General features: G+C 73.7%; 17 protein-coding genes and 2 tRNA genes. 9 read left to right on the top strand and 10 right to left on the bottom strand.

The features are described 5' to 3' along the window. Nucleotides 1-145: 145 nt before the first annotated feature. Nucleotides 146-856 carry an SOS response-associated peptidase gene (locus ABUL08_RS29100; protein WP_350933247.1) on the bottom strand — a complete coding sequence of 237 codons (711 nt, stop codon included), beginning with the start codon at nucleotides 854-856 and terminating at the stop codon, nucleotides 146-148. Between the two features lie 102 nt (nucleotides 857-958). Here ABUL08_RS29100 and aroA point away from each other — a divergent pair, with 102 nt between their 5' ends. The 4 genes from aroA to ABUL08_RS29080 all read left to right on the top strand — a co-directional run bounded on the left by aroA (nucleotide 959) and on the right by ABUL08_RS29080 (nucleotide 5,144). Then, entirely contained in the window at nucleotides 959-2,260 is a 1,302-nt protein-coding gene (gene aroA, locus ABUL08_RS29095; protein WP_350933246.1) for a 3-phosphoshikimate 1-carboxyvinyltransferase, read from the top strand. 204 nt (nucleotides 2,261-2,464) lie between these two features. Next, entirely contained in the window at nucleotides 2,465-3,376 is a 912-nt protein-coding gene (gene rsgA / locus ABUL08_RS29090; protein ID WP_377521869.1) for a ribosome small subunit-dependent GTPase A, read from the top strand. Nucleotides 3,377-3,407: 31 nt separating this feature from the next. Further along, on the top strand, nucleotides 3,408-4,217 hold the full coding sequence (gene hisN / locus ABUL08_RS29085; protein WP_350933245.1) for a histidinol-phosphatase: 810 nt from the start codon (nucleotides 3,408-3,410) through the stop codon (nucleotides 4,215-4,217). Between the two features lie 60 nt (nucleotides 4,218-4,277). Next, nucleotides 4,278-5,144, top strand: a complete 867-nt coding sequence (locus ABUL08_RS29080; RefSeq protein WP_350938892.1) for a hypothetical protein — start codon at nucleotides 4,278-4,280, stop codon at nucleotides 5,142-5,144. 9 nt (nucleotides 5,145-5,153) lie between these two features. Here the strand turns inward: ABUL08_RS29080 and ABUL08_RS29075 are convergent, their stop codons facing one another. Next, nucleotides 5,154-6,410 carry a glycosyltransferase gene (locus ABUL08_RS29075; protein WP_350933244.1) on the bottom strand — a complete coding sequence of 419 codons (1,257 nt, stop codon included), beginning with the start codon at nucleotides 6,408-6,410 and terminating at the stop codon, nucleotides 5,154-5,156. Nucleotides 6,411-6,640: 230 nt separating this feature from the next. Between ABUL08_RS29075 and ABUL08_RS29070 the strand changes: the two genes are divergently transcribed. From ABUL08_RS29070 to ABUL08_RS29060, 3 genes are all read left to right on the top strand, one after another. Beyond that, nucleotides 6,641-7,639, top strand: coding sequence for an SDR family oxidoreductase (locus ABUL08_RS29070; protein WP_350933243.1), 999 nt, complete (start codon nucleotides 6,641-6,643; stop codon nucleotides 7,637-7,639). Nucleotides 7,640-7,698: 59 nt separating this feature from the next. Next, nucleotides 7,699-8,430, top strand: a complete 732-nt coding sequence (locus tag ABUL08_RS29065; protein ID WP_350933242.1) for an ATP-binding protein — start codon at nucleotides 7,699-7,701, stop codon at nucleotides 8,428-8,430. A 94-nt stretch (nucleotides 8,431-8,524) separates the two neighbouring features. Continuing rightward, entirely contained in the window at nucleotides 8,525-9,097 is a 573-nt protein-coding gene (locus tag ABUL08_RS29060) for a DUF5709 domain-containing protein (protein ID WP_350933241.1), read from the top strand. Here the strand turns inward: ABUL08_RS29060 and ABUL08_RS29055 are convergent. Together ABUL08_RS29055 and macS are read right to left on the bottom strand one after the other, a co-directional pair. Next, nucleotides 9,094-9,753: a response regulator transcription factor gene (locus ABUL08_RS29055; RefSeq protein ID WP_350933240.1), complete on the bottom strand. Its 660-nt coding sequence runs from the start codon at nucleotides 9,751-9,753 to the stop codon at nucleotides 9,094-9,096. The two genes, ABUL08_RS29060 and ABUL08_RS29055, sit on opposite strands and share 4 nt — an antisense overlap. Beyond that, nucleotides 9,750-10,874: a MacS family sensor histidine kinase gene (macS, locus tag ABUL08_RS29050; RefSeq protein ID WP_350933239.1), complete on the bottom strand. Its 1,125-nt coding sequence runs from the start codon at nucleotides 10,872-10,874 to the stop codon at nucleotides 9,750-9,752. Before macS ends, ABUL08_RS29055 begins: the two co-directional genes overlap by 4 nt. A gap of 121 nt (nucleotides 10,875-10,995) precedes the next feature. Here macS and ABUL08_RS29045 point away from each other — a divergent pair, with 121 nt between their 5' ends. Further along, a complete protein-coding gene (locus ABUL08_RS29045; RefSeq protein WP_350933238.1) occupies nucleotides 10,996-11,454 on the top strand; it encodes an ATP-binding protein in 459 nt (152 codons plus the stop codon). A gap of 128 nt (nucleotides 11,455-11,582) precedes the next feature. On the opposite strand, the gene ABUL08_RS29040 is transcribed toward ABUL08_RS29045, so the two are convergent. After that, the gene (locus ABUL08_RS29040; RefSeq protein ID WP_350933237.1) at nucleotides 11,583-12,521 is read right to left on the bottom strand and encodes a ribose-phosphate diphosphokinase; all 939 of its coding nucleotides are present in this window, start codon (nucleotides 12,519-12,521) and stop codon (nucleotides 11,583-11,585) included. A 54-nt stretch (nucleotides 12,522-12,575) separates the two neighbouring features. Beyond that, nucleotides 12,576-13,409 (bottom strand): phosphoribosylaminoimidazolesuccinocarboxamide synthase, encoded by an 834-nt coding sequence (locus ABUL08_RS29035; protein WP_350933236.1) that lies wholly within the window; start codon nucleotides 13,407-13,409, stop codon nucleotides 12,576-12,578. 149 nt (nucleotides 13,410-13,558) lie between these two features. Here ABUL08_RS29035 and ABUL08_RS29030 point away from each other — a divergent pair, with 149 nt between their 5' ends. Next, nucleotides 13,559-14,881 carry an ABC transporter substrate-binding protein gene (locus ABUL08_RS29030; RefSeq protein ID WP_350933235.1) on the top strand — a complete coding sequence of 441 codons (1,323 nt, stop codon included), beginning with the start codon at nucleotides 13,559-13,561 and terminating at the stop codon, nucleotides 14,879-14,881. A 55-nt stretch (nucleotides 14,882-14,936) separates the two neighbouring features. Here ABUL08_RS29030 and ABUL08_RS29025 read toward each other — a convergent pair whose 3' ends face one another. The 4 genes from ABUL08_RS29025 to ABUL08_RS29010 all read right to left on the bottom strand — a co-directional run bounded on the left by ABUL08_RS29025 (nucleotide 14,937) and on the right by ABUL08_RS29010 (nucleotide 18,685). Next, the gene (locus ABUL08_RS29025; RefSeq protein ID WP_350933234.1) at nucleotides 14,937-15,185 is read right to left on the bottom strand and encodes a hypothetical protein; all 249 of its coding nucleotides are present in this window, start codon (nucleotides 15,183-15,185) and stop codon (nucleotides 14,937-14,939) included. Nucleotides 15,186-15,287: 102 nt separating this feature from the next. Beyond that, nucleotides 15,288-15,364 (bottom strand) — tRNA-Met (locus ABUL08_RS29020). Between the two features lie 143 nt (nucleotides 15,365-15,507). Continuing rightward, nucleotides 15,508-15,584: transfer RNA gene (locus ABUL08_RS29015), tRNA-Met, on the bottom strand. 143 nt (nucleotides 15,585-15,727) lie between these two features. Then, a complete protein-coding gene (locus ABUL08_RS29010; protein WP_350933233.1) occupies nucleotides 15,728-18,685 on the bottom strand; it encodes a UPF0182 family membrane protein in 2,958 nt (985 codons plus the stop codon). Nucleotides 18,686-18,726 lie beyond the last annotated feature (41 nt).

Genomic DNA, 18,726 nt, shown 5'->3' with positions numbered 1-18,726 from the left:
GCGAACAGACACCCACCACCGGCGCTGTGTTCTATCGCACTTCCGGACACGGGGACAAGACTCTGCGGTAAAGATGCCTAAACAGTCAGGCGACGTTTCCGGCCCAACTGCGGCAAATCAGCACACGACAATGTGCCGAGGGTGATCAGAAGAGCGTCATTTCGCTGTCGGGCTCGCGCGGCCCCGACGAGACCCGCGCCGTCAGCTCCGGACCGTCGTTGCGGACGTCGCCGACCGCCGGGGAGACCGGGCGGATCTCCAGCCCGTCGAGCCACTCCCGGGGCGGCGGTACGAGCAGCGTGGCGGGGTCGTCGGCGTCGCCGAGCCAGGACGTCCACCGCTCGCGGGGCAGCAGCAGCGGCATCCGGTCGTGCACCTCGGCCAGCTCGCCGACCGCCGCCGTGGTGAGGACGCTGAAGCTGAGCAGCTCGGTGCCGCCCGGCTCCCACACCGACCAGATGCCGGCGAGGGCGAGCACCGAGCCGTCGGCCGGGGTCATGAAGTAGGGCTGCTTCCGGCCGTCGGGCTCGCGGACCCACTCGTACCAGCCGTCGGCGGGGACCAGGCAGCGGCGGCGGGCGAAGGAGGGGGCGTACGCGCGGCTGGTGGCGATGGTCTCGGCCCGCGCGTTGATCATGCGGGCGGCGCCGCCCGCCGTGCGGGACCAGTGCGGGACGAGGCCCCAACGACCGACGGAGAGCAGCCGGTGCCCCTCCGGGTCGAGCCGGACCAGCGGCACCGGATCGGTCGGGGCCACGTTGAAGTCCGGACGGACCCCGCCGCCGGTCTCGTCGTACGACTCGAACAGCGCGCTCAGGTCGCCCGCGCTCCGGGTCGTCGCGTACCTCCCGCACATGGCGCACACGCTAACCCGCGGCGGCGTTCCCGGCTGTCCCGCCAACCGGGAGGTGGGCCCGCGGAGGGCTCCACACCCGGTCGGAGTTGGCAGAATGTGAGCGTGGGGAATCCGATCGCGACCCGGCCGCCGCAGCCGTGGACCGCTCCGACCGCCAGCGACCCGGTGGCTGTCACGCTGCGCCTGCCGGGTTCCAAGTCGATGACCGCCCGGGCGCTGGTGCTCAGCGCGCTGGCCAGCGGCCCGTCGACACTGCACGGGCCGCTGCGCGCCCGGGACACCGAGCTGATGGCCGGTGGGCTGCGCGCGCTGGGCGCCCACATGTCGATCTCCGACGACGACCGCTGGCTGGTCCGGCCGCACCGGCTGGTCGGTCCCGCGCACGTCGACGTCGGCCTGGCCGGCACGGTGATGCGCTTCCTGCCGCCGGTCGCCGGCCTGGCCGAGGGGCGGGTCACCTTCGACGGCGACCCGCAGGTCCGGGTCCGTCCGCTCGGCCCGCTGATCGGCGCGTTGCGCTCGCTCGGCGTACGCATCGACAGCCCCGCCACCGGCAGCCTGCCGCTGGCGGTCCTCGGCGCCGGCCGGGTCACCGGCGGCGAGGTGGTCATCGACGCCTCCGCCTCCAGCCAGCTCGTCTCCGGCCTGCTGCTGGCGGCCTCCCGCTTCGACCGGGGCGTGGTGGTGCGGCACGAGGGCCCACCGGTCCCCTCCGCGCCGCACCTGCGGATGACCACGCAGATGCTGCGCGCCGCCGGCGCGGCGGTCGACGACACCGTCCCCGACGTGTGGACGGTCGAGCCGGGCCCGCTGACCGGTCGCGGCTGGGAGATCGAGCCGGACCTCTCCGGCGCGGTGCCGTTCTTCGCCGCCGCGCTGGTCACCGGCGGTGAGGTGACGTTGCAGGGCTGGCCGCGCAGCAGCATGCAGCCGGTCGAGCAGCTCCGCGCCCTGCTGCACCGGATGGGCGGCGAGGTGACCCTCGGCACCGCCGGGCTGACCGTGCGCGGCACCGGCACGGTGCACGGCCTGGCCGCCGACCTCTCCGACGTGAGCGAGCTGACCCCGGCGCTGACCGCGCTGGCGATGCTCGCCGACTCGCCGTCCCGGTTCACCGGCGTCGGGCACATCCGGGGCCACGAGACCGACCGGATCGCCGCGCTGGCCCGCGAGTTCACCGCGCTCGGCGCGGACATCACCGAGTCCGCCGACGGGCTGGAGATCCGGCCGCGCCCGCTGCGCGGCGGCACCTTCCGCACGTACGCCGACCATCGGATGGCGCACGCGGCGGCGGTGGCCGGGCTGGCCGTCCCCGGCATCGAGGTCGACGACGTGGCGTGCACCTCCAAGACCATGCCCGAGTTTCCGGCACTATGGTCTGGGATGGTGACCGGAAAGAGCTGACGCGACAGGGGGCAGGTCCTGGCGACCAAACGGCGCGAGTACGACGAGGACGACGTCCGGGTCCGACCCGGTAAGTCGTCGCGCCCGCGTACGCGCACCCGCCCCCGGCACGCCGACGCGATCGACGGCCTGGTGATCGCCGTCGACCGGGGCCGCTACACCTGCGTCCGCCCCGACGCCCCGGACTCCCCGACCGTGACCGCGATGCGGGCCCGCGAGCTGGGCCGCAAGTCGGTGGTGGTCGGCGACCGGGTCTGGCTGGTCGGGGACACCTCCGGCGCGCCCGGTGCGCTGGCCCGGATCGTCCGGATCGCCGAGCGCAGCTCGGTGCTGCGGCGTACCGCCGACGACGACGAGTCCACCGCCGAGGGGCGGCTGGAACGGGTCGTGGTGGCGAACGCCGACCAGCTGGTGATCGTCAGCGCGCTGGCCGACCCGCCGCCGCGCACCGGGTTCATCGACCGCTGCCTGGTGGCCGCGTACGACGCCGACATCGAGCCGCTGCTCTGCCTGACCAAGGCCGACCTGGCCGGCCCGGAGGCGGTGCTGGACTACTACACCGAGCTGGAGCTGCCGTACGTGCTGGTCCGGCCCGACTCGGACCTGGCCGCGCTGCGCGCCCTGCTCGCCGGCCGGGTGTCGGTCATGGTGGGCCACTCCGGGGTGGGCAAGTCGACGCTGGTCAACCGGCTGGTGCCGGCGGCCGAGCGGGCGGTCGGCGTGGTCAGTGCGATCGGCCGGGGGCGGCACACCTCGACCAGCGCGGTGGCGCTGCGGCTGCCGGCCGAGCCGGGGTCGGCCGTCGGCTGGATCGTCGACACCCCGGGGGTGCGCAGCTTCGGGCTGGCGCACGTCTCGGCGAACAGCCTGCTGCACGGCTTCCCGGACCTGGTCGAGGGGACGGTCGACTGCCCCGTCAACTGTCAGCACACCGCCGAGGAGGCGGACTGCGCGCTGGACGCCTGGGTGGCCGCCGGCAAGGCCGACCAGCGGCGGCTGGCGTCGTACCGTCGACTGCTGGCCTCCCGCAGCGGCGAGGGCGACACGCGGGAGACCGACCACCGCGGGCCCGGCGAGGGCGACCGGCGCGCGCCGGACGCCCCGGCCGCCGGCTGACGACCGGGACGCCGCCGCTACCGTGTCCGGCATGACCGGGTACGCCGACGACCTCACCCTCGCCCACCTGCTCGCCGACGCCGCCGACGCCGTCTCCACGGCCCGGTTCCGCGCCCTGGACCTGCGGGTCGAGTCGAAGCCGGACCTGACCCCGGTCTCCGACGCGGACACCGCGGTGGAGCGGGAGATCCGGGCCCTGCTGGCGCGGCACCGCCCCGACGACGGCCTGCTCGGCGAGGAGTACGGCGAACAGCCCGCCACCGGCCCCGGCGGTCGCCGCTGGGTGGTGGACCCGATCGACGGCACCAAGAACTTCGTCCGCGGGGTGCCGGTGTGGGCCACCCTGATCGCCCTGCTGGAGTCCGATCGCCCGGTCCTCGGGCTGGTCTCCGCCCCGGCGCTGGGCCGGCGCTGGTGGGCCGCCCTCGGCGCGGGCGCGTACGCCGGCACCGACCTCGCCACCGGCGAGCCGATCCGGGTCTCCGGCGTCACCGACCTGGCCGACGCCAGCTTCTGCTATTCGTCCCTGACCGGCTGGGAGGCGGCCGGTCGGCTCGACGGGATGCTCCAGCTCATGCGGGACACCTGGCGCAGCCGCGCCTACGGCGACTTCTACGGCTACATGCTGCTGGCCGAGGGGGCGCTGGACGTGATGGTGGAGCCGGAACTGTCGCTCTGGGACGTCGCCGCGCTGGTGCCGATCGTGACCGAGGCCGGGGGCACCGTCACCGACCTGGCCGGGCGGCCGGCGCCGACCGGCGGGGAGAACAGCGCGGTCGCCACGAACGGCCGGCTGCACGCCGACATCCTCGACCGGCTCGGCCGGCCAGCCGCGCGCTGACCCGGCCACAACCTCTATCCTCGCCAGGTGGTCTCCTCCGGTTGGTGCTTCCTCGCGGCGATGATCGTCGCGTACGGCTTCGCCAACCTGCTCCAGTCGGTGGCCGCGGCGCGGACCACCGTGCACCACACCTTCGACCCGGGGCTGCTGCTGCGGCTGGCCAGCCACCGCACCTATCTGGTCGGGCTGCTCTGCCAGGTCACCGGATTCGTGCTGGCCTTCCTGGCCCGCCGGGACCTGCCGCTCTTCCTGGTCCAGGCCAGCGTGGCGGCCGGTCTGGGGGTGACCGCGCTGATCGGCGTGGTGGTGCTGAAGTGGCGGCTGCCGGCGGCCGAGGTGGTGCTGCTGGTGCTGCTCTTCGCCGGGATCACCGGGCTGGTGCTCGCCGCCGAGCCGGCACCGTCCCGGCAACTGGGCACGGCCGGGGTGATCGCCCTCGGTGCGGCGGTGGGGGTGATCGCCCTGCTCGGCTTCTTCGCGGTCCGGCTGCACGGCGCGCCCGGTTCGGTGGCGCTGGGCTCCCTCGCCGGGATGGCCTTCTCGGCCGCCGCGGTGGCCGCCCGGCCGCTCGCGTCGGCCGACTCGGCGGAGGCGTTCGTCCGGGACCCGCTGCTCTATCTGCTGGTGGCGCACTCGATCGTCGGGCAGCTGCTGCTCGGGCTGGCGATGCAGCGCGGCTCCACCACGGCGGCGGTGGCCGCGATGGACGCCGCCGGGGCGGTGCCCGCCGCGATCGTCGGGCTGCTGCTGCTCAACGACCGGATCTGGCCGGGCCGGGAGTGGCTGGCCGCCGCCGGTTTCCTGGTCACCCTGGCCGCGGTGGTGGGCCTGACCCGGTACGCCGAGCCGCAGCACCACCACGCCGTCGCCCGGGAGCGGGAGCGCCTGATGGTGGGGGCCGGCCCGACCGGCCGACCCCGTCGCTGACCGCTGCCGTCAGGCCGCCTCGACCGATTTCTCCGCCGTCGTCTCCAGCGGCTCCTCCACGGCTGTCTCCAGCGGCTTCTCGGCCGGCCTGCGGCGCCCGACGACCCGTTCGTAGAGGCGCTCCAGGGCGCCGGCCGTCCGTTCCCAGGTGTAGCTGCACCGGACCCGGTCGACCGCCGCGTGCCCGTACGCGAACCGCCCGGCGTTGTCGGCGAGCAGCCGGCGCAGGGTCATCCCGAGGGTGCGGACGTCACCGGGCGGGACCAGCTTGCCGGTCACCTCGTCCACCACCGCGTCGGCGATGCCGCCCATCGCGTAGCCGACCACCGGCACGCCGCAGGCCATCGCCTCCAGCGACACCCGCCCGGCGGACGAGTAGTGCGGGGTGCAGGCGACCACGTCGGCGGAGCGGTACCAGGTGGCCATCTGGTCGTGCGGCACCGCGCCGACCAGCTTCACCTGGTCGGCCACCCCGTTCCGCTCGGCCAGCTCACGCAGCCGGCGCGCCTCGGCGTGGCCAGCGAGCTGCTCGGCGGGCGGCCCGCCGGCGATCACCAGCTCGGCGTCGCCGACCAGGCGCATGGCGCGGATCAGGTCCTCGTGGCCGTGCCCGGCGGAGAGTCCGCCGACGGAGAGGATGCGGGCCCGCTGGTCGCGCGGGGCCGCCTCGCCGTCGGGGTGGAACTGGTGGGTGTCGACCCCGGTCGGGACCATCGCGACCGCGGTGCGTTGCAGCCCCATCCGGGTCAGCTCGTCGACCTCGTCGTTGCACTGGGCCACCGCGATGTCCACCGCCCGGGTCAGCGCCCGTTCCAGCGGGATCCGCTCCCCCGGGCCGTCGTAGCGGTTGCCCAGGTGGCGCAGCTGCTCCACGCCGAGCGAGTGGAAGGTCTGCACGATCGGGATGTCGGTCTCGCGGAGCGCCTGGGCGGCCGCCAGGCCGCCGATCCAGTAGTGCCCGTGCACCACGTCGGGGGTCCAGTCGCCGGCCCACCGGCGGGCCAGCCACTGCCCGTACGCGGCCACGTGCGGGACCAGTTCGGCGGTGGGGAGCGGGGCGGCCGGACCGATCGGCACCCGTTCCAGCCGGTAGCCGTCGACGTCGAGGCTCTCCGGCAGGCCGGGGGCGTCGCGGCGCTCGTACACCCGGACGTCGTGGCCGCGCTCGGCGAGCTCGGCGGCGACCCGCGCGATGTGCTCGTGCGTGCCGACGGCAGGACCGTCAGTGGACGGGCCGGCGTGTGCGCACACAAGGCCGACGCGCATGGTGCACCTCCATGCGTTCTTTCGAGCGGTGGTCCTCCGGTCAGAGGGTCCCATTAACCCGGCCCCGGCGAGCCGAAACCTGGCAGATCGGACCGACGGACCCCGGGTGGTGAGGCGTCCCGATGGCGTTCCGCCGGCTCCGCCACACACTGCCCGCTGGCGGGTCGCGCCAACCGTGATCCGCCGGATCCGGTCGGCATGACCCACCCCACCTGGGGTACGGGCGAAGGATGCCTCTCACCCGCACCCTCGACGACTCCACCGTGGTGATCACCGGAGCGTCCAGCGGCATCGGCGCCGCCACCGCGTACGCCCTCGCCCGTCGGGGTGCCGACGTCGTCCTCGCCGCCCGCAGCGCGGACGCCCTCCAGCGGGTGGCCGGGCGCTGCCGGGAACTGGGCGGGCGCGCCCTGGTGGTGCCGACCGACGTCACCGACCCGGACGCGGTGAACCGGTTGGCCGCGCGGGCGGCGGCGGAGTTCGGCCGGATCGACGGCTGGGTGAACAACGCGGCGGTGAGCGCGGTGGGGCTCTTCGACGAGATCCCGGTGGCCGAGTTCCGCCGGGTGGTGGAGGTGAACCTGCTCGGCACCGTGCACGGGATCCGGGCCGCGCTGCCGTGGCTGGCGGCGGCGGGCGGCGGGGTGCTGGTGAACAACGCGTCGGTGCTGGCCGAGGTGGCGATGCCCTACCAGTCGGCGTACAACGCCACGAAGCACGGCATCCGCGGGCTGGCGGACACGGTACGCCAGGAGCTGCGGGTCACCGGCCGGAGCGCGATCTCGGTGTGCACCGTGCTGCCGGCCACCATCGACACCCCGTTCTTCCGGCACGCGGCCAACCACACCGGCCGGGAGCTGACCCCGCCGCCACCGGTGTACCCGCCCGAGGTGGTCGCCGAGACCATCGTCCGGTTGCTGCGCCGGCCCCGCCGGGAGGCGTACGCCGGGGGCGCGGCGCGGCTGCTCGGCCTCCAGTGGCGGCTCGCCCCGGCGGTGGCGGAGCGTGCCCTCGGCTGGTACGCCCACCGCACCCAGTTCGGTCCCGGGGTCCGGCTGGAGAGCAGCGGGAACGTCTTCCGGGCCGACGCGGCCGCCGAGCGGGACGGTGGCTGGCAGGGGCGGCGACGCCAGCTCGTCCGGATGACCGCGGCCTTCGGGCTGGCCGCCGCGGGTACGGCGGTCGGCACGGCGGCGGCGATGGCCCGACGTTCCCGGACCGATCGCTGATGAACCGGATCGAGCGGCCGGATGCGCCCCCGGTGCCGGGCATGCACAATGGGACGATCATGCCGACGGACGTGCGCTGCCTGGTGGAGCTGGACGAGACGTCCGCGCTGGCCAGGGTGACCGGGGTCCTCGACCGGGCCGGCGTCGGCGCGGTCCGGGACACGCTGCTGGCCCGGCTCTGGGAGCGGCCCGGCCCGGTGATCGCCGACCTGTCGGGGCTGCGGGTGCCGGATCCGGAGGTCCGCTCGGTCTTCGACGAGCTGCACCGGGTGGCGGGCGACTGGCCGGCCGCGGGGCTGCTGGTGGTGGACCCGGTGGGACGCTGGCCGGGTGCCGCGGTGTCGGTCTGCGCGTCTCTCGGCGAGGCGCAGGCGGCGTTGGTCGCCGCGCCGCTGGCCGCGGTGCTGAGCACCGAGCTGCCGCCCGCCGTGGAGGCCGCCCGGGAGGCCCGGGCCCTGGTCACCGACGCGTCCCTGCGGTGGGGGGTGCCCGAGCTGGCCGAGGCGGCCTGCATCGCGATCACCGAGATGGTCAACAACGTGGTCGCCCACGCGCGCACCCCGATGACCGTCCGGGTGGCGCCCCGGGACCACTGCCTCCAGCTGGCCGTGCGGGACCGCTCGCCCCGGCAGCCGGCCTTCGCCGGGGTCGCCCCGGTGAACTCGGCGGGCGGGCGCGGCCTGCTGCTGATCGACACTGTGGCCCGGCGCTGGGGCACCACCCCGCTGCCGGACGGCAAGGTCGTCTGGTGCGTGCTGCACACCGACGACGAGACCGCCGGCCAGCACTGACCCGGCCACCCGACTGCGCTCTTTCGTCGCTTTCCTCCCGATCGTCGCCGCCGAAACCGGTTAACCCGGGCATGGCAGTGGGTAGTGACCGGTCATGCGCGACGACGAGTACCCGACCCCCGTGTCCGACCCCGAGGCGGAGGGGCTGCCCGACACCGCCGACGACGACTCCACCGCCAACGACGACGTCCTCACCGGCCGCGAGGCGGACGGGCCGGAGCCGGCCCAGCTGCCCGGCGACCGCACGCCGGTCGCCGTCGACCGCTTCGGCACCACCGCCGAGGAGCAGCTCGACGGCGAGTCCCTGGACTACAAGCTGGAGCGGGAGAGCTACGAGCGGCCGGCCGACGACCCGCTCGCCGGCCCGATCGATCCGGACATCGCCGCCGAGGCGGACAGCGACGAGGCCGCCGCGCAGGCCCAGCTCGACGCCGACGTGATCGACCCGGGCCCGACCTCCGACCCGCACTCGCCGGTCTCCCTCTACGACCACGGTCAGCTCGGCACCGTCGCCGACCACCAGGTCGGGCGGCTGGTCGAGCCGGACGAGGGCGCCCACACCGACCAGGAGACCGACAACGTCGCGTACGACGCCGGCTCCGCCGGGGGCGGCGCGACCGCGGAGGAGCTGGCCATCCACGAGACCCGGCCGCCCGAGTCGCACTAGTCGTCCAGGCCCCGCTCGATCGCATAGCGGGTCAGCTCGACGCGGTTGTGCAACTGGAGCTTGCCGAGCGTGTTCTGCACGTGGTTCTGCACCGTCCGGTGCGAGACCCCGAGCCGCTCGGCGATCTGCTTGTACGACAGTCCCTTCGCCACCAGGCGCAGCACCTCGGTCTCCCGTTCGGTGAGCCGGGGTGCTTCGTCGTACCCGGAGCCGGCGGGTGGACCGGCCGCCAGCCGGCGGTACTCCCCCAGCACGAGCCCGGCCAGCCCGGGGGTGAAGACCGGCTCGCCGGCCGCGGTGCGCCGGACCGCGTCGAGGAACTCGGCCGGCGCGGCGGACTTCACCAGGTAGCCGGTCGCGCCGGCCTTCACCGCGTCGAGGACGCTCTGCGGCTCGCCGCTGGCCGACAGCATCAGCACCCGCACCTCGGGCAGCGCCGCGCGCAGCCCCCGGATCACCTCGACCCCGGAGACGTCCGGCAGTTGCAGGTCCAGCACCACCAGGTCCGGTCGGGCCGCGGCGGCCACCCGGACCGCCTGCCGACCCTCGCCGCTGGTCGCCACCACCAGGTGGCCGGCCTCGGTGAGGTCCCGGGCCACCCCCTCGCGCCACATCGGGTGGTCGTCGACCACCATCACCCGCACGCCCGCGCTCATCGACCGCTCCGCGGCACGACCAGCTCGATCTCGGTGCCGGAGCCCGGCGCGGAGGCGATCCGCACCTGCCCGCCCAGGTCGGCCACCCGGCCCCGGATGGACTGCGCCACCCCGAGCCGCCCCTGCGCCGCGGCCTCCGCCAGCCGGCCCGCCGGGATGCCCGGCCCCTCGTCGCGTACCGAGACGGTCACCGTCTCCCCCTCGTCCTCGATCAGCACCCAGGCCCGCCCGCCGGCGTACCGGGCCACGTTGTCCAGCGCCGCGCCGACCGCGGCGGCGACCTCCCGGGCGGCGTGCGCGGGCAGCCCGACCGGGGTGGCCGGGGCGGAGACCGCGACCGTCGTCGAGGCGTACCGGTCGAGCAGGTCCCGCAGGTCCCGGGTGTCGCCCTCCTCGGGCGGCGGCGCGGCGGCCCGGCCGATCAGGGCGCGCAGCGCCGCCTCCTGCTCGCCGGCCAGCCGGGCCAGCTCGCCGCCCTCGCCGTCGAGCTGCGCGCCCCGGCGCTGCACCAGGGCCAGCACCTGGAGCACCGAGTCGTGGATGTCCCGGGCCAGCCGCTCGCGTTCCCGGGTGGCCGCCTCCAGCTCCACCGCCCGCTGCAACCGCTCCTCGGCGGTCACCGCCAGCCGGGCGACGTGCCCGACCACCACCCCGGCGAGCAGCATCAGGATCACCCCGGTCAGCGAGGACTGGCTGACCCGTTCCCGGGTGACCAGGTCGACGCCGCCGGCCACCAGCGCGGCGACCGCGCCGCGCCGCCGGCCGCCGGAGACCGCCCAGGCCAGCACCGGCCCGGCCAGCCAGGCCACGGTCAGGGTGGGCAGGCCGGCGGCGAGCGCCGCCCGTCCCATCACCCACGGGGTGGCCAGCATGATGGCCAGCAGCACGCCGAGGTCGGCCAGGAGCAGCGGCCAGCCCCGCCCCGCCGGCCGGGCGTAGCCCACCGCGGTCACCCCGCTCCAGGCCAGCATCACCAGGAGTACGCCGCCGGCGGCCAGCGGGTGCGCGTACCGGTCGGCGTCGCGCAGCACCAGCACGCAGACGTACGCCAGGGAGGCGAAGCGGAAGACGGCGATGGACCGCCAGAGCGGGCCCTCCAGGCCTCCCGGTGACGACGGCATGCCGGCCACCATGCCACACTCCGGCAGTACGCCTCGGAGAGCGGTGGATGCAGCCCGGGAAAACCTGACGTACGGTGGAAATGCCGCAAACAAGAGCGAGATCCGCTGTCGGGACGGGGCCATGACAAACGCAGAACCCCGCGCACCGCGTACGGTTGTGCCCATCGAAACTTCCCTCCTCATCGCCGAAGCCTTCGACCAGGCCCAGGTGACCGAGCTGCGACACTCGGTCACCTCCTGCGCGCACGCTTCGGGGCTGAGCGGGCAGCGGCTGGACGACTTCGTGCTGGCGGTCAACGAGTTGATCACCAACGCCGTCCGGCACGGCGGCGGTCAGGGCTCGCTCCGGTTGTGGCACCGCCCCGGTCGGCTCGTCTGCGAGGTGGCCGACCACGGCCGGGGAATCAGCGCCCAGCGCCTCGATGACCGTCGGCGACCCGCCCCGGACACCGCCGGCGGCTGGGGCCTCTGGCTGGCCCGGGAGCTGAGCGACTCGATGGAGGTCGAGACCGGCGAGGCCGGCACGACCGTCCGCATCAGCGCCACCGTCGACCCCTCCACCCCGGCCACCACCGACTGACCCCCGACCCGCCCGCCGGCCGTTCGGCGACGGCGGTGACGCGGCGGCCCTCCGGCACCCCGAACGGCCCCGGGCAGGCGACGGGGCGGCCCTCCGGCGTTCCGGGCCGCCCACGGCGGGAAGCCGGGTCAGGCAAAGAGGGCGCTGACCGACTCGCCGTTGTGGATCCGCCGCATCGCCTCGGCCAACGCCGGGGCCACCGACAGCACCGCCAGCTTCGGCACCCGCTCCTGCGGCGGGATCGGCACCGTGTTGGTGCAGACGATCTCCTGCACCCCCTCCTCAGCGCTCAGCCGCTCCAGCGCGTGGCTGGAGAAGAGGCCGTGGGTGCAGGCGAGCCGGATCGAGCGGACCTTCCGCTCGCGCAGGTGACTCATCAGCTCGATCACCGTGCTGCCCTTGGCGATCTCGTCGTCCAGCACGATCACGTCCCGGTCCGCCACCTCACCGATCACCGTGCTGATCTGCACCCGGTCGTCGCTGAACCGCTGCTTCGCGCCGGCCGCGACCGGCGTACCGAGCATCCGGGCGAAGGCCGCCGCCTCCTTGGCGTTGCCGAGGTCCGGTGAGACCACCACGGTGTTGCTCAGGTCGTACCCCTTGAAGTGGGCGGCCAGCTCGCGCAGCGCGTGCAGGTGGTCGACCGGGACGCTGAAGAAGCCGTGCACCTGCGGGGAGTGCAGGGTCATCGCGAGCACCCGGTCCGCGCCGGCCGAGGTGAGCAGGTCCGCGACGAGCCGGCCACCGATGGAGATGCGCGGGGCGTCCTTCTTGTCCGAGCGGGCGTACGCGTAGTGCGGCAGCACCACGGTGATCCGCCCGGCGGACGCGCCCCGGGCCGCGTCGATCATGAGCAGCAGCTCGACCAGGTGCTCCTGCACGGGTGGCACCAACGGCTGGATCAGGAAGACGTCCCGCTCCCGGCAGTTCGCCTGCAACTGCACTTCGAGGCAGTCGTTGGCGAACCGGGACACCCGCACGGGGTGCAGCGGGACGTCGAGGTGGGCGCAGATCTCGGCGGCGAGGTCGGGGTGGGCGGTTCCGCTGAAGACGGCAATGTCACGCACGCCTGTTGATCGTACGGAACCGGACCCGCCCCACGCCCGGGGACACCCGACCGGTCAGTCCCAGCGGTTGCCGGTGAGCTTCTCGTAGACCTCGACGTAGCGGGCCCGGGTCGCCTCGACCACCTCGGCCGGCACCTCGGGCGCGGGCTCCTGCTTGTCCCAGCCGCTGTCGGTGGCCCAGTCCCGGACGTACTGCTTGTCGTAGGAGAACTGCGCCCGGCCCGGCTGGTACGACTCGGCCGGCCAGAACCGGGACGAGTCGGAGGTGAGCACCTCGTCGGCGAGGACCAGGGTGCCGTCCGGCGCCCAGCCCAGCTCGATCTTGGTGTCGGCGACCAGGATGCCCCGGTCCGCGGCGATCTCCGCGCCGCGCCGGTAGACGTCGATGGTGATCTGCCGGAGCCGTTCCGCGACCTCCGCGCCGACCTTGTCGACCACCTGCGCATAGGTGATCGGCTCGTCGTGCTCTCCCTTGGGGGCCTTGGTCGACGGAGTGAAGATCGGCTCGGGCAGGATCGACGCCTCGACCAGGCCCCGGGGCAGCTCCACACCGGAGACCGCGCCGGTGTTCCGGTACTCGACGAGGCCGCCGCCGGTCAGATAGCCACGGGCGACGCACTCCACCGGGACCATCTCCAGCCGGCGACAGCGGATCGCCCGGCCGGCGAACTCCGTCGGCACGTCGGTGGCGGAGATGACGTGGTTCGGCACCAGGTCGGCGAGCTGGTCGAACCACCAGAGCGACAGCGCGGTGAGCAGGCGTCCCTTGTCCGGGATCGGGGTCGGCAGCGCCACGTCGTAGATCGAGATCCGGTCCGAGGCGACCAGGATCAGATCGTCGCCGTCGGCGTAGACGTCCCGGACCTTTCCGGAGTGCAGAAGTTCCACGGCGCCTAGTACACCACGCGCCGGGCACGCTCCCGGGGCGGCCACCGGGCATCCCAGAGCCCGGCTGACCGGCCCGGCGTTGACACCTGCGCGTGGGGCCTGTGTAAATGGTCCGTCCGCACCCGCTCGCCAGCGCCCCAGGAGTTCCCGTGCGCGCCCTGCACCCCGCCCCGCCCCACCCCGGCGTCGACCGGCGGCGGTTCCTCGGCGCGCTCGGTGGCCTGCCCCTCGTCGCCGGTGGGCTGGCGGGCTGCGCCGCCGAGGAGCGCACCCAGGTCGACGACGGCCCGATCGAGCTCTCCGTCTTCTGGTGGGGCGGCACCCGGCGGGCCGAGGCCACCGAGAAGGCGCTGCGCCTCTATTCGCAGCAGAACCCCCGGGTCAGCTTCCGGGTCACCTGGCAGAACCTGACCGGCTACTACGACCGGATCGCCACCCAGGCGGCGGGCGGCAACGCGCCCGACCTCTTCCAGATCGACGACACCCTGCTCACCGAGTACGCGCAGCGCCAGATCGCCCTGGACCTCACCGACTACGTCGCCGACAACCGGCTCGACCTGCGCGGACTGCCGCCGGGCCTGGCCCGCTACGGCCAGGTGGCGGAGCGGACGGTGGGGGTCGCCGCCGCGCAGACCGCCGCCGCCCTGGTCTGGAACCGCGACCTGGTACGCCGGCTCAACGTGCCCGAGCCGCACACCGGCATGTCCTGGCGGGACTACGTGGAGTGGGCCGGCCGGGTCACCCGGGCCTCCGGCGGCCGGGTGGCCGGCACCATGGACCCCTCCGGCGACTACCGCGCGTTCTGGCTCTGGCTCCGGGGCCAGGGTGGCGAGCTGTATCAGGGACGGCAGCTCGGCTTCAGCTCCGCCGCGCTGCTCGACTGGTTCGAGTTCTGGCAGGTGGCCCGGTCCCGGCGCGCCACCCCGAGCGCCGCCCTGGTGGAACAGGCGGACAGCGGCGACCTCACCCGCCAGCTCGTGGTCACCGGCCACACCGCGGCGTCCTTCGCCTGGTCGCACCAGCTGCCGGAACTCCAGCGCTACACCGACGACGAGCTGGCCGTCAGCAGCTTCCCCGGCACCCCGGTCGCGCAGTGGCCCCGGGCGTCCATGTACTGGGCGGGCTTCCGTGGCACCCGGCACCCGGGCGTCGTCGTGGACGTGCTCAACTTCCTGACCACCAACGTGGCCGCCGGGCGGATCCTCGGCTTCGAGCGGGGCCTGAACGCCAGCGTGCCGGTCCGCAAGTTCGTCCAGGAGGGCGTCACCGACCTGGCGCAGAAGCGGGTCGCCGCCCTCGGCACCGCCCTTGACGACCTGCTCGGGCCGGCGCCCACGCCTCCGCCGAAGGGGCACGCGAAGGTGCGTACCCTGCTCATCGCCGCGGCCGAGAGCATCCGCTCCGGGCGCTCCGGCGCGCGCGCCGCCACCTCCCGGTTCATGGCGCAGGCCAACGCGGCCCTGGCGGTCTGACCCGGCCGGGTCCCCGACGCGGCGCGGGCCGCGCCGGGGACCGGCAGGCCCCCGGTCAGCGCGGCGGGCCGCCCCGCCGGTTACGCATCAACCGCAGCACCAGGAACACGATTCCGGCGACCACCACCAGGCAGCAGAGCAGGCCGAGGATGCTGCCACCACCGCGCGACCGCCGCCGGGCGGCCTCGACCACCAGCTCGCCCGAACCGGTGGACGCCCAGGCCGCGACCGGTACGAACACCGAGAGCGCGACCGTACCGAGGACCGCGCCGAGCCGGCCCCACCACTTGCTCCATGCAGACATGTCCCCATCCTCGCCGAGAAGCGCAACAGCGGCACGCCGGACGGGACGTGCGGGTGAAACGACGAAGGGCCCCGGAGATTTCTCTCCGGGGCCCTTCGGGCGTGGTAGCGGGGACAGGATTTGAACCTGCGACCTCTGGGTTATGAGCCCAGCGAGCTACCGAGCTGCTCCACCCCGCGTCGGCTCACAAAGCTTATCCCATCCCCGCCGGAGAGATCAGCCGGGTCCCCCGATCGGGAGGAGAGGGCCGCCGCCGGCACCCGGAACGGACCCGGAAAACCGGAACGACCCCGAGGATCAGATCCTCGGGGTCGTTCCGTCGTGGTAGCGGGGACAGGATTTGAACCTGCGACCTCTGGGTTATGAGCCCAGCGAGCTACCGAGCTGCTCCACCCCGCGTCGGTAGCTAAACCCTAACCCACTCCCCCCACGGCATGCAAAACGACCCCGTGGGTCGCGGCAGACGGTCACCGGACCCGAAAGAGCCCGTGGCCGGAACCGCTCAGGGTTCCGGCCACGGGCTCCGTGGTGTGCGGGTGGCGTCAGCCGTTCGGCGACGGCGACGCGGACGGGCTGCCGCTGGACGTCGGGGCCGGCGACGCCGGGTTGGCCGCCGCCTGCGCCTGCTGGAACGCGGTCATCGCCTCGTCCAGCGCCTTCAGCGCCCGCCCGTACCGCTCGAAGTCACCGGACGTCTGGGCGGCCTTGACCTCGGCGATGGCGCTCTGCACCTTGCCGGCCGCCTGGGCCAGCTCGCCGGTGAGCGGCGGCGGAGAGCCGGTGCCGGGCGCCGGTGGCGTCCCGCCGGCCGGCGGCGGGGAGCCCTGGGCCGCCCGTTTGCCCTGCTCGACGAGCTGCTTGATGCCCTCGCTGAGGGTGGGCGCGAGCGCCACGTACGAGCCGCCGTCGCCGTACGACAGGAGCACCCGTTGCAGCTGCGGGAAGGCGTTCTGGGTGTTGCTCTTCACATAGACCGGCTCGACGTAGAGCATCCCGTTGGCGAACGGCAGGGAGAGCAGGTTGCCGTACTGCACCTGGGACTGGTTCGAGGAGAGCAGGTTGAGCTGCTGCCGGATGTCGCCGTTGTTGGTCATCTGCTGGTGCACCTGGACCGGGCCGGCGGTCCGGGTCTGGTCGGGCAGTTCCAGCACCTCCAGCCTCGGCTGGCCGTCCACGTACGACCCGGAGATCAGCGCGGCGAGGTTCTCCCGACGGTTCGGAGTGACCGCCGAGGTGAGCTGGAAGCGCGGCCCCTCCTGCCCGGGGAACTGGGTGAACAGGTAGTACGGCGGCTGCTTCTGCCCGCTGTCCGGCGCGTCCGGCACGTTCGGCACCTGCCAGAAGTCCTGACCGGAATAGAAGTCGCCGGGGTCGGTGACGTGGAACTTGGTGAGCAGGTTGCGCTGCACCTTGAACAGGTCGGCCGGGTAGCGGAAGTGCTCGGCCAGCTCCGGCGGGATCGCCGACTTCGGCAGCACCAGGTCACCGCCGAACGCCTTGTTCCACGCCTTCAGCACCGGGTCGGTGTCGTCGAACTGGTACAGCCGGACGGTGCCGTCGTACGCGTCGACGGTCGCCTTGACCGAGTTGCGGATGTAGTTGACGTTCTCCCGGGCGAGCTGGAAGGTGCCCCGGCCGGTCAGCTCGTCGGTGGTCTCCGCCTGGAGGTTGACCCGCTCGGCGTACGGATAGGTGGCGGCCGTGGTGTAGCCGTCGACGATCCACTGGATGCGCCCGTTCACCACCGCCGGGTACGGGTCGCCGTCCAGGGTCAGGAACGGCGCGACCTTCTCCACCCGGTCGCGCGGGTTCCGCACGTAGAGCAGCTTGGAGTTCTCGTTCACCGACTCCGAGAGCAGGAAGTTCGACTCCTGCTCCTTGAGCGCGTACAGCAGCCGCCGGGGGAACGACCCGATCTTGACGCCGCCCTCGCCGGTGTAGGTGTAGTACTGCTCACCGCCGGTCGAGGTCGGGCGGTCGAACTCGACGTTGCGGTCCCCGGACTGCCCGACGATCGCGTAGTCGTCGGCCTCCATCCGCTCGCCGTAGTAGATCCGCGGCTGCTGCGCCGGGATCTGCTCGCTCGGCGAGGTGCAGCCCTGCACCTCCTCCTTCGACGACTCGCCGAGGAAGCCGGAGACGAAGAACGGCGTACCGCCGCAGACCTGGTTGGCCGGGGCCGCCACCAGCCCGTACCCGTGGGTGTAGACGGTGTGCCGGTTGATCCAGTTGTTCTGGGTCAGCTCGCCGTAGTTGATCTCGCGGACGCCGACCACGTAGTCGGAGGTCTTGCCGTTCACCGCGTACCGGTCGATGTCCAGCTTCGGGCCGAAGTCGTAGAAGCCGCGGACCTGCTGGAGCTGGGTGTACGTCTCGGAGACCAGCTGCGGGTCGAGCAGCCGGACGTTCGGCACCACCGAGGTGTCGGTGGCCAGGCTGGCCGGCGGGACGAGGTTGTTCGCCGCGTACCCCGAGGTCTTCGTGTCGTTGAGCCCGTACGCCCCCCGCGTCGCCTCGATGCTGCGCTGGATGTACCGCGCCTCCTTGTCCCGGGCGCTCGGCTTGACCTCGAAGGTCTGCACCGCCCACGGGTAGATGCCGCCGATGGCGACGGCGGAGACGCCCAGCAGGGCGAGCGCGATGCCGGGCCAGACCAGGTTCCGCATCACCGCGTTGGAGAAGACGATGATCGCGATCGCCACCACCACGGAGATGTAGGCGAGGATCTCCTTCGCCGGCAGCAGCGCGTTGATGTCGGCGTAGCCGGCGCCGTAGAGCTTGGTGCCCTCGTTGTACTCCAGCAGCATCGCCCGCCGGTCCAGCACGTACGCGATGGCCTTGAGCAGCACGAAGACCGCGACCAGCGTGCTCAGGTGGGCGCGGGCACCGTTGGTCATCCGGTCGCCGACGCCCTGCAGCCGGACCCCGCCGAAGAGGTAGTGCACGGCCAGCGCGCCGAGCAGCGACAGCACCACGGCCGTGAAGCCGACGCCCAGCAGGTAGCGCCAGAACGGCAGGTCGAAGACGTAGAACCCGACGTCGACGCCGAACTCCGGGTCCTTGACGCCGAAGTTCCCGCCGTTGCGGAAGAGCAGCCACTGGCTCCACCGGGACTGCGCGGAGAGCCCGGCGAAGAGGCCGATGACGATGGAGACCAGGGCGATCCAGCTGCCCAGCCGGGGGCTCAGCAGCGTCCGGTAGCGCTCCAGCGTGGCCTGCTCCAGGGAGTGCGGGCGCATCCGGGGCCGCAACCGGTGGGCCAGCCAGAGGTTGCCGCCGATGACGACCGCCATCGCGAGCCCGACGACCAGGAAGAGCAGCAGCCGGGTGGCGAGCACGCCGGTGAAGACCTGGGTGTAGCGGACCTCGTCGAACCAGAGCCAGTCCGTCCAGGCGTTGACCCCCCACCCGAGCAGGGTGAAGAGCACGAACACCCCGATCAGGACCCCGATGGTGACGCGTCCGCGCCGGCTCATTCTCGGCAGGGGGCTGCTACGCATGACCACTGTTGGCTCCGCACGCTCGATGTGATCGGCTCCGA

The organism is Micromonospora sp. CCTCC AA 2012012, from assembly GCF_040499845.1.
GTDB lineage: Bacteria > Actinomycetota > Actinomycetes > Mycobacteriales > Micromonosporaceae > Micromonospora > Micromonospora mangrovi.
This window is presented reverse-complemented; position numbering and strand designations above follow the sequence as displayed.

Bases quoted from the DNA above. Each gene is read 5' to 3' on its own strand.
- ABUL08_RS29055 (WP_350933240.1), bottom strand. From the start codon at position 9,753: ATGAGCGCGGGCGTGCGGGTGATGGTGGTCGACGACCACCCGATGTGG.
- ABUL08_RS29060 (WP_350933241.1), top strand. From the start codon at position 8,525: ATGCGCGACGACGAGTACCCGACCCCCGTGTCCGACCCCGAGGCGGAG.
- ABUL08_RS29010 (WP_350933233.1), bottom strand. From the start codon at position 18,685: ATGCGTAGCAGCCCCCTGCCGAGAATGAGCCGGCGCGGACGCGTCACC.
- ABUL08_RS29065 (WP_350933242.1), top strand. From the start codon at position 7,699: ATGCCGACGGACGTGCGCTGCCTGGTGGAGCTGGACGAGACGTCCGCG.
- ABUL08_RS29070 (WP_350933243.1), top strand. From the start codon at position 6,641: ATGCCTCTCACCCGCACCCTCGACGACTCCACCGTGGTGATCACCGGA.
- ABUL08_RS29080 (WP_350938892.1), top strand. From the start codon at position 4,278: ATGATCGTCGCGTACGGCTTCGCCAACCTGCTCCAGTCGGTGGCCGCG.
- ABUL08_RS29075 (WP_350933244.1), bottom strand. From the start codon at position 6,410: ATGCGCGTCGGCCTTGTGTGCGCACACGCCGGCCCGTCCACTGACGGT.
- ABUL08_RS29025 (WP_350933234.1), bottom strand. From the start codon at position 15,185: ATGTCTGCATGGAGCAAGTGGTGGGGCCGGCTCGGCGCGGTCCTCGGT.
- ABUL08_RS29045 (WP_350933238.1), top strand. From the start codon at position 10,996: ATGACAAACGCAGAACCCCGCGCACCGCGTACGGTTGTGCCCATCGAA.
- ABUL08_RS29100 (WP_350933247.1), bottom strand. From the start codon at position 856: ATGTGCGGGAGGTACGCGACGACCCGGAGCGCGGGCGACCTGAGCGCG.
- hisN (WP_350933245.1), top strand. From the start codon at position 3,408: ATGACCGGGTACGCCGACGACCTCACCCTCGCCCACCTGCTCGCCGAC.
- macS (WP_350933239.1), bottom strand. From the start codon at position 10,874: ATGCCGTCGTCACCGGGAGGCCTGGAGGGCCCGCTCTGGCGGTCCATC.
- rsgA (WP_377521869.1), top strand. From the start codon at position 2,465: ATGCGGGCCCGCGAGCTGGGCCGCAAGTCGGTGGTGGTCGGCGACCGG.